Genomic DNA, 9,579 nt, shown 5'->3' on the forward strand with positions numbered 1-9,579 from the left:
GTACGTCCAGTACGAGGACTTCCGGCCGGCACGCCGAGAGCACGCACCGGACGCCGCTCCTTGACGGGCAAACGTTGCCTGCCGCGGCACTAGACCGTCGCGGATCCATCGTCATCGAGCCGGTCGAGATGGCCTTCTCCGGCACCGCGGCCGCGGCGGAGCAGCAGCAACTCGGGGCGCTCGCGCACGCGCCGGTCTGGGAGGAGGTCGAAGCACGCATTCGCGCCGAGGGCACCTACCTGCCGAGCTTCTACGTCTACCTGGTCGTCGCAGGCGTCATCGGGGCGGTCGGAATCATCACCAACTCCCAGATCCTGATCGTCGCGGCGATGGTCGTAGGACCGGAGTACGGCGCCATCACCAGCGTCGCGCTGAGCATCGACCGCGGCAACGGCACCAGGATCCGGCAGGGCCTGTTCGCCCTGACCGTGGGATTCCTGCTGGCCGTCCTGGTGACCTTCCTGTTCTCGTGGGCGATCCGGGGTCTCGACTTTCAACCCAGGGCGTTCGACCTGGGCTTCAGGCCGGTCTCCACGCTGATCGACGCCCCCAACTTCTTCTCCGTGGTCGTCGCGGTGCTGGCCGGCATCGTCGGGATCATGTCCCTGACCCAGGCCCGGACGAGCGCGCTGCTCGGCGTCTTCATCTCCGTCACCACCATCCCGGCCGCCGCCGACATCGGCGTCTCCTGCGCGTTCTCCAGCTGGCACGAGGCGCGCGGATCCCTGATCCAGCTCCTGCTCAACATCGTGCTGCTGATCCTGGTGGGCGTGCTGATGCTCAGATTCCAACGAGCTGTCTGGCGGAGCATCGGCCGTCGCAGCAGGCGCACGGGCAGCGAGTGACGCCGCCGCCCCCGTCCGGGAGGCAGCACGAGCCCCCGTGCGTCGACCGCCGCCCGCTCCCGCCTGTGGCCCCGGCGGGCGAACCTGCCCGGCGATTGCGCCGACGGGAACGTGTTGCGCTTGACCGGGCCCTTGAGGGGCCGCACGCTCCCGACGGGAGGGCCGGCACCGCGGGCCGCCACCACGTCGGCGTCCGAGGGCGCCGACCGCGGCGGACGAGGAGGCCACGCGTGCGGCAGAGCCGCACCGGACGGCAACTGACCCTCCGTCACGGCGCGCACAGCGCCGTCGTCGTCGAACTGGGCGCGGCCCTTCGGTCGTACGCGGTCGGTGAGCGCACCGTGCTCGACGGATTCGCCGAGCAGGACCGGATCACCGGCGGGCGCGGCCAGATCCTGGTGCCGTGGCCCAACCGGATCCGCGACGGCCGATACCCCTGGGACGGGCAGGAGCTGCAGCTGCCCCTCACCGAGCCGGCCGGCGGCAACGCCATCCACGGTCTGCTCCGGTGGGTCGCGTGGCGGGTCGTGGAGGCGAGCGACCGTCGCGCCGTGCTGGAGGTTCCGCTGTGGCCGCAGCCGGGCTATCCGTTCCACCTCCACGTCCGCGCCGAGTACGCCCTGGGCGAGAGCGGGCTCGAAGTCACCGTCACCGGGCGCAACCTCGACACGAGCGCCGCACCCTACGGCTTCGGCCAGCACCCCTACGTCACCGCGGGCACCGCCGCCGTCGACCAGGCGGTGCTGACCGTCCCCGCACGGACCTGGCTGCGCACCGACGAGCGCGGCCTGCCGGTCGCCGCCGAGCCGGTCGCCGGGACCGCGTACGACCTGCGAACGCCACAGGTCGTCGGTGCGCTCCGGCTGGACACCCCTTTCGGCGACCTCGACCGGGACGCGGACGGGCGGGCCGTGGTGCGCCTGGCCCACCCGTCGGGCGCGTTCGGCACGGACGTATGGCTGGGCGAGGGCGTCGACTACGTACAGCTCTACACCGGCGACACCCTGCCACCGGGGGAGCGCCGTCGCGCGGTCGCCGTCGAGCCGATGACCTGCCCGCCGGACGCCTTCCGCAGCGGCACCGGGCTCGTCGGCCTCGGCCCGGGCGAGCAGCGCACCGTCCGCTGGGGGATCACGCCGTGGGGGGAGTGACGGCGCCGTCACGGTCCCCGGCATGCGCGCGGCACCCGGCGCAGGTCTGACCCGGCGGGCCGGGCAGCCGGCCGGTACGAGCACCCACTCGTCCCACCACCCCGCATCGAAAGGCCACCCGTGACGACGGACCAGGTGCTCATCGGCGTGGGCCTGATCCTGGTCCTGGCCGTCGGATCGCAGGTCCTGGCCGGCCGTCTGCGCGTCCCCGCCCTCATCGTCCTGCTGCCGGTCGGCTTCGCCGCGGGCGCGCTGATCGACGACGTCGGCCCCGAGGAGCTGCTGGGGGCGGCGTTCTCACCGCTGGTGTCGCTGGCCGTGGCCGTCATCCTCTACGACGCGGGCCTCGGGCTGGACCTGGCCAGGCTGAAGGGCCACACCCGCCGCGTCGTCGTCCGGCTGATCTGGATCGGCGTCCTGGTCACCGGGCTGCTCGGCACGCTCCTCGCCGCGCCGCTGCTGGGCATGTCCGCACGGGCGGCCGTCATGATCGGCGCCATCCTCGTGGTCTCGGGACCGACGGTCGTGGGACCGCTGCTGGGCTTCGTGCGACCGAAGGACCGGCTCCAGCGCATCCTGATCTGGGAAGGCTCGCTCATCGACCCGGTCGGCGGTGTTCTGGGAGCACTGGTCTTCCACGCGGTCGTGGCGAGCGCGGGCCACCACCTCGGCGGTGGGACGGCGCAGTTCCTGGCCAGCGTGGGCATCGGAGCGGCCGGAGGAGCGGTGGGGTCGGCTCTGCTGTGGGCGCTGTTGCGGGTGCTGCGACTCAGCGAGGTCCTCGGTACCACGGCGCAGCTTGCCTCGGTGGTCGGCGTGGCGGCGCTCTGCGACGTCCTGCGCGACGACACGGGACTCATCGCCGCCGTGGTGATGGGCCTGGCCGTCGCCAACCTTCCCGGCATGGACGTACCCGCGCGTCGGCCGTTCTTCGAGACCCTGGTCAGCCTGATCCTCGGCCTGCTCTTCATCTCGATCTCGGCCACCGTCACCCCCCACTCGCTGCGCCATGTGTGGCTGCCCGCGCTCGGGCTCGCCGCCTTCCTGGTGCTGGTCGTCAGGCCGCTGGTCGCGGTCGTGTCCACCCTCGGCACCGACCTGACACGCGGCGAGCGGGGCTTCATCGGCTGGATGGCGCCGCGCGGAATCGTCGCGGCCGCCACGGCCTCGACGTTCTCGGCCGGCCTGGTGGCCGAGGGGATCGGCGGCGCGTCGAAGATCCTTCCGGCCGTGTTCGTGGTCATCGTCGCGACCGTGACGCTCTACGGCCTGACCGCCTCGGCGGTCGCCCGGCGCCTGGGCGTCGTGCGCCCGTCCCGCTCGCGGCCCCTGCTGGTCGGCGGCGACCCCTGGGTGGTCGACCTTGGCGTGGCCCTGAAGGCAGCGGGGCTGGAGGTGCTGATGTGGGCGGGGGAAGAGGAACAGCGCGAACGTGTCCGGCAGGCCGGGATCGAGCTCGCGCCCGGTGAGCTGCTGGGCGCCGCCACGGGTGGGGCCGCCGAGCTGGAGGGCATCACGGCGGTGTACCTCCTCACCGCCGAGGACGACTTCAACGCGCTGGCGGCGGTGGTTCTGCGCGGCAGCGTGGAGGGCACGGTCCACCGCCTCAACGCACCGGCCGACAGCCACGGCGTGGTGGCGCCGTTCATCGGCGGCGAGGTTCTGTTCGGCGCGGATCTGACCTGGCCGACGTTCTCCCGCAGGTACGAGGAGGGGGCAGCCGTTCTGGGGCAGCCCGTGGGCGACGCCCTGCGGCCCGGCGACGCCCTGCGGCCCGGCGACGCCCTGCGGCCCGGCGACGCCCTGCGGCCCGGCGGCGATCTGCTGTTCCTCGTACGGCGGGACGGCCGCCTCGATCCGGTCATGGGAGGCAGCACGCCACTGCCCCGGCCGGGGGACACGGCCGTCCTGCTGGCCCCGGGCCGACGGGCTGACGGGAGTCCGCCGGAGTAGCCCGGCCGTCGGCTGTCGACCGTCGACCGTCGACCGTCGACCGTCGGCTGTCGACCGTCGGCCGCCCGGGGCCCGGCGTTTCCCAGTGGGCCCCACCTGGGACCGTGCCCGACACGGCCCGACTCGCCGGTGTCCGCGCACGTCACCCGTATGGACAGTCCGAGTGGCACGACGACGTGCACCGGTGCTTGCTGGTCTTGGCCGCCCGCAGGCCGCCCGCCTGGCGTCCGCGCGAGGCTGCACCGGACGGGGGAAAGGGACCGTCGCCGACGAGGACGCACCGGCTGGGAGAGGAGGCGAGAGACCGCCCATGGAGAGGAAGCTTCAGGCGCTGCGCACTCCACGAGCCGCAGGACTGGTGGGGATCGTCTTCGCCCTGCTGCTCGCCGCGGCCATCGTCCTGATCCGCGTGGCGGTACCGGACGAGCCCAGCAACGTGGGCAACAGCTGGGTCACCGACCCCTCGCGTCGGCGTACCGTACACACGGCGCTCAACCTCATTCCCTTCGCGGGCATCTTCTTCCTGTGGTTCATGGGCGCTGTGCGCGCACGCATCGGAGAAGCCGAGGACCAGTTCTTCGCCATGGTCTTCCTGGGCAGCGGTCTGCTGTTCGTGGCGACTCTTTTCGGGGCCGCGGCGGCGGCCGGCGGCCTACTGGTCACGGTCGAAGCGTCCGGGGCCGGCTCCGAGCTGCAAGGGTGGTCATTCGGCCGTCACGTGACTTACAGCCTCCTGACGACCTACGCGATGCGCATGGCCGCGGTATTCACCTTCTCCACGTCCACCATCGGGCATCGGCTCGGAATCCTTCCGCGCTGGATTTCTCTTCTCGGCTATCTCGTCGCTCTGACGCTGCTTCTCGTGACGGGCAGCATCGCCTGGGCCGAGCTGGTCTTCCCCGTATGGGCACTTGTCGTCAGTTTGCACATTCTCGTGGCCAGTTTCCGGCCGAGTACCGGACCTGTCGGTGCGAGCTGATCAATTCCCCTTCACCCCTGGGTGGGTACGGAATCCCCCGGGCGTCGAATTTCATCGCGCTCGGCCGGCTCGCGGCTTGAACGCGGGAATCCCCGGTCCCTGTGGCAGCAACTCCGTGGTCACGAACGACACCACGACGGCCAGCACGATCACGGGCACCGTCTCGGAGTTGCCCACCATGAGGACGACCAGCACCACCGTGCTGACGGGCAGCCGCAGCGCGGCGGCGCACGCGGCCGCCATACCCGCCGCCATACCGGCTACGACGCCGAGTCCCGGCAGGGGCGACAGCAGGACGCCCACCGCTCCGCCCAGGAACAAGGAGGGGAAGGTCGGACCGCCGCGAAGGCTTCCCAGACAGAGCGCGTACGCGACGCCCTTGAACGCCAGGACCGCCACCAGACTGCCGACCGACCACGCATGGGGGTGCTCGGCGAGTTGCGCCAGGGTGGCCTGGCCGTCCAGGGAGACCTCGGACGGCGAACGGCCGGTGACGACTGCGTAGAGTGCCGCGCAGCCCGCGGCGGCGAGTGCGCAGAGCACCGTGTTGCGCAACGGGCGTGCGGACACGAAGCGCGCCGTGATCCGTCCGCCCACCATGACCCCGTGGACGGCCGCCGCGATGACCACTGCCATCAGCGCCGACCACAGCACGTCCCCGCCGTCGAGGGGAGGCGGAGCGGTCAGTCCGATGTCGAGGCTCCCGGTCTTCAGCCCGGTCCAGTGGTCGAAGCCGGTGAACACGAGGGCGCCGATTCCGCTGGACAGCAGGGCGGGGAGCATCACCGCGAACAACTGCGTTCCGCCGACCCCGGCCACCTCCATGAGCATCACGGCCGCCACGAGCGGATTGCCGAAGATCGCGGAGATGGCTGCCGCGGCGCCTGCGGCACTGAGCAGTGCCGTGCTCGCCTCGGTCGCGGGAGCGCGTACGAGATCCCGGAAGACCAGCGCCAGACCACCGCCGAGGGCGATCAGCGGCGCCTCGGGCCCGAGGACGGCACCCAGCGGGAGGCTGGCCAACGCGGCGAGGAGCACACCGGGAACGGCGGCTTTCGACGCCCCTCCGGAGTGCAGGCCCGCCGCCGGGATGTGTCCTCCTCGGCCCGGAAACCGCAGGACGACCAAGGCGACGACCGCACCGGACAGCAGAGCCGGCGGGAAAGGCCACCACCACGGCGGATCCGTCCAGCCGAGATCGTGCGGCCAGTCCACCCAGATCAGATTCTCCAACTGATGGAGCAGGACGAGAAACCAGAACGCGACCAACGACACCGGGATGCCGATCAAGCCGCAGAACACCAATGCCCGCCGGTACTCGGGCCGACGCAGCATGTTCCTCAACTGGTCGGCCTCTTGGGGCTGGTTTCCCGGCGTGGTCCCAGCCTTTCCGGGCCTCTGCTCGGTGATGGCTCTCTCCTGAGTCTGCTGGGAGGAAATTCGGCCAGTGGCAGCGCGAGATTACCCACCGGATCGGCCGATATCTCTCCGAGCTCCACGGCAATACGTCAAAACCCCTCCGGATGGACGCGCAGTGCAAGGCCTCGTTCGACTACTGGCGGGAGTCAACCCTCCGGGCGATCGCGCCGAGCGACATGAGCAGCGAACACGCCGCCGAATTCTGGGCTCGGCAGCGACTGCTGGAACCGGGGCCGGTCATGGTGTGGCCGACATCGCACCTGTCGACGCGATGCAGGCGCACCGAGAAGTCGGTGCGGCAGTCAGAGACGGCTGTCCGGGCGGGAAGGCATGGGCGCCCTCCCTCCGTTCGTGTGGCCAGGCCGCGCCGGCCGGCCTGGTCGGACGGCTGTGGGACGACCGCGCGGATACCTCGGCGCCGCAGACGCGCCCGGATCGCGCGCGAAGAGTGCGCGCGGTCGGCCAGGACGACGAATGGCCGGGTCTTCACCAAGCTCGGACTCGAACCGTCCGAGGACGACAACCGCCGGATCCTGGCCGTACTCGCCTCCCTGGAAGGCTGACCTCCGATCGCTTCTTGAGTGGATTCAATCGCTTTCGATGCATGTGTGGTCAGTTGTGGTAATTGGGCAGTGGATCGGGTGAGAAGTACTCATCATGTGTAAATGAGTCGACCGATCAAGCTGACAATACTCGGCGGGCTGTTCCTCGCCGGACTGTGCGCCTTGCTGTTCGTGGTGCTTCTTCCGGCACAGAGCCTGGACCGGGTGGAGAAGGTGACCTCGGTGATCGGGGCCCTCGTCGCCATGGTCACGGGTGTGCTCGGGCTGGTGTGTCAGCGGTCGGCCCCGCCGCGGGAGCCGGACACGGGTGTTTTGCGGCCCCTGTCCGCCACGGGACTTGCCAGCGTTACCGTCGGCGGCGATGTGGGCGGTGACGTGTCGACGGAGGTGTCCGGCATCGCGACGTCCCCGGGTGCGGCCGGTCCCGGTGCCGGTCTCGACGCCGCCGCGGGGCCAGGAGCCGCGGTCGTCAGGGGAAACGTCGCCGGACAGGTAAACATCAAGGTCGACGGGCGGGACCAAGGGGCGGATTCATGACCGTCGTCAGGCGCCGCTGGTTCTGGCGGGGCGCCCCCGAGGTCCACGGGGACGTCCGTGACGTCAACACGACGTTCCACCTGCCCCCCAGCCGCGCCCAGCAGCAGGCCGAGGCGGCGGACCAGGCGGTGAAGGAGTTCCGCGCCACGCTCGCCACCGAGCTGCGGACGTACCTGGAGACGGTCGACGATCCGGCGCCGATGGCGGTCCGTTGGAGCCTGCTGCGGGGGAGCGGCGTCGACCGGTGGGTCAACGTCGGCACCCCTCCCGGCGAGGCCGTGTCCGACCTTCGGGACGCCGTCGTCGAGCCACCCGTCGAACTGGACGGTCTCACCGACCCCGCACGGCTGTACGACGCGGTGCCGTCGCACCGGCTGCTGGTCATCGGACCGGCGGGCAGCGGGAAGAGCGTGTTCGCCGCCCGGCTGGCGCAGGGGCTGCTGGGGCGGGCGGACGGCGTCGCTCCGGTGGTGGTGCCGGTCGGCGACTGGGACCCGAAACAGGTCTCGCTGGGAGACTGGCTGGTCAGGTGGCTGCACCAGACATACAGCAAGCTGGGCGGGCCCGCGCCCGTCGGCGACGGCACCCTCGCCCAGTGGCTCATGGCGCAGGGCTGCCTCCTGCCCGTTCTCGACGGGCTCGACGAGATGCACGGGGACTGCCAGGAGGAGGCGTTCGCGGAGCTGAACAGGGAGCCGAGCCGCGCGCTGGTGCTGGCCATGCGGGAGTCGTCCTTCCAACGCCTCACCAAGGACGGGAGCGTGCTGCGGGCGGCGGCCGTCGTCACCCTGCACTCCCTCGAGCCCACGGATGTGGTCGCCTACCTGGCCCGTGCGCCCATGGCGTGGGACACCGTCCTCCAACGGCTCCTCGACGACGACCCGCGGGCGGGATATCTGCGCGGCATCCTGACCAACCCGCTGATGGCCGCCCTGGCCCACCGTGCCTACAGGCCCGGGACGGGCAGGGATCCGGCGGAGCTGCTGGAGGACGGCCGGCTCTCCCAGGCCCCCGCCGTCGAGGACCTTCTACTGGACGGCTTCGTGCCCGCCAACTACTCGACCCGCCCACCCCGGAAGTTCCAGGGCGAGAAGCCCGTCCGGTATCGGTATCGCCCGGAGCAGGCGGAGAGATGGCTCGCCGTCCTGGCGGCGGACATGAACGCCCTCGGCACCCGCGACCTGGCCTGGTGGCGTCTGGCGGACACCGTCCCGCACCACGTCCAGATGCGGTTCTTCATCGCCTTCATGATCGTTTGGGGGGCTGTGTGGGGCGCGGTCAACGGCGCGTTCATCCCGGCGGGCCCGGCCGCCGGGGCCCTGATCGGGGCCGGCATGGGCTCGATGGCCAGCCTGCTCTACCCGTTGATCGCCAGGGAACGGCGGGGGCTCGGCCGGTTCCGGCTGCGCCCCAGAACCGTCGACTTGGAGCGTGCGGTGGCGAGTTGCGGCGCGTACACACCGTGGGGAGCCGTACCGGGGCTGCTGATCGGCGGACTGCGGGCCTCTCTCGTCACTGCCGCGGCGACCTTCGTCGTCATCTTCTTCATCAACGCGTTCTTCACGGCCAGCGACCAGCACGAGGCCAGAACCCCCGCCCACCTGCTGGCCCGCAGCCGCACCATCACGCTGACCTTCTGGCTGGCCGCCTGCGTCGCCGTGTGCGTGGGCGGTCTGTTCCTCGGCGGGCCGGGACTGGGCCCGATCGTGGGGCTGCCCCTGACCCTCGCGGGCACGGCCTGGGGGCGGTGGGTGCTGTTCACCCGACTGTGGCTGTCACTGCGCCGCCGGCTCCCCTGGCGCGTGAACGCCTTCCTGGCCGACGCCGCCCGCCGAGGCGTCCTCCGCCAGGCCGGAGCGGTCTACCAGTTCCGCCACACCCGCCTCCAGGACCGCCTGGCGTCGCGCTACGGGAGCCCGCTCGTGGCCGTCCGTGAAGGGACGGCTGGGGTGTAGGGGGATACGGGCGCGAGGCGGCCGGGTCACGGCGACTTGACCGGGGATCGGCGGCGACCGGGGGACGCGGAACCGCTAAGCCCCCTAGGTGACTGGTGTTAAGCGGGCTTCTCCGAGTTGCCGGTTCAGGGCCGAGGGCGTCACATCGCCTCTGTCCGTCTGCGGTTTGGGCCGTCG

At 71.4% G+C, this 9,579-nt stretch carries 7 protein-coding genes and 2 pseudogenes; 7 read left to right on the top strand and 2 right to left on the bottom strand.

Annotated features, from left to right (window positions below):
* From AB0J04_RS44260 to AB0J04_RS44275, 4 genes are all read left to right on the top strand, one after another.
* A partial coding sequence (locus tag AB0J04_RS44260) for a DUF389 domain-containing protein (RefSeq protein WP_363174391.1) occupies positions 1 to 845 on the top strand: 845 nt, incomplete at its 5' end.
* Between the two features lie 230 nt (positions 846 to 1,075).
* Complete coding sequence (locus AB0J04_RS44265; protein ID WP_363174392.1) at positions 1,076 to 1,996, top strand: aldose 1-epimerase family protein; 921 nt, start codon at positions 1,076 to 1,078, stop codon at positions 1,994 to 1,996.
* Positions 1,997 to 2,116: 120 nt separating this feature from the next.
* The gene (locus tag AB0J04_RS44270; protein WP_363174393.1) at positions 2,117 to 3,949 is read left to right on the top strand and encodes a cation:proton antiporter; all 1,833 of its coding nucleotides are present in this window, start codon (positions 2,117 to 2,119) and stop codon (positions 3,947 to 3,949) included.
* A gap of 310 nt (positions 3,950 to 4,259) precedes the next feature.
* Positions 4,260 to 4,928 (top strand): hypothetical protein, encoded by a 669-nt coding sequence (locus tag AB0J04_RS44275; protein WP_363174394.1) that lies wholly within the window; start codon positions 4,260 to 4,262, stop codon positions 4,926 to 4,928.
* A 51-nt stretch (positions 4,929 to 4,979) separates the two neighbouring features.
* Here the strand turns inward: AB0J04_RS44275 and AB0J04_RS44280 are convergent, their stop codons facing one another.
* Positions 4,980 to 6,263 carry a chloride channel protein gene (locus AB0J04_RS44280; protein WP_363174395.1) on the bottom strand — a complete coding sequence of 428 codons (1,284 nt, stop codon included), beginning with the start codon at positions 6,261 to 6,263 and terminating at the stop codon, positions 4,980 to 4,982.
* A gap of 460 nt (positions 6,264 to 6,723) precedes the next feature.
* Positions 6,724 to 6,834, bottom strand: a pseudogene (locus tag AB0J04_RS44285) (IS5/IS1182 family transposase); the annotation flags it as partial.
* Here AB0J04_RS44285 and AB0J04_RS44290 point away from each other — a divergent pair.
* From AB0J04_RS44290 to AB0J04_RS44300, 3 genes and pseudogenes are all read left to right on the top strand, one after another.
* A pseudogene (locus AB0J04_RS44290) lies at positions 6,815 to 6,910 on the top strand (DNA-binding response regulator); the annotation flags it as partial. The pseudogenes AB0J04_RS44285 and AB0J04_RS44290 overlap by 20 nt on opposite strands.
* Before the next feature lie 102 nt (positions 6,911 to 7,012).
* Positions 7,013 to 7,447 carry a hypothetical protein gene (locus tag AB0J04_RS44295; RefSeq protein WP_363174396.1) on the top strand — a complete coding sequence of 145 codons (435 nt, stop codon included), beginning with the start codon at positions 7,013 to 7,015 and terminating at the stop codon, positions 7,445 to 7,447.
* The gene (locus tag AB0J04_RS44300; RefSeq protein WP_363174397.1) at positions 7,444 to 9,402 is read left to right on the top strand and encodes an NACHT domain-containing protein; all 1,959 of its coding nucleotides are present in this window, start codon (positions 7,444 to 7,446) and stop codon (positions 9,400 to 9,402) included. Before AB0J04_RS44295 ends, AB0J04_RS44300 begins: the two co-directional genes overlap by 4 nt.
* The last annotated feature ends 177 nt before the right edge of the window (positions 9,403 to 9,579 follow it).

Origin of the sequence: Streptomyces sp. NPDC050263, assembly GCF_040655955.1 — a bacterium.
In the GTDB taxonomy this organism is placed as follows: domain Bacteria; phylum Actinomycetota; class Actinomycetes; order Streptomycetales; family Streptomycetaceae; genus Streptomyces.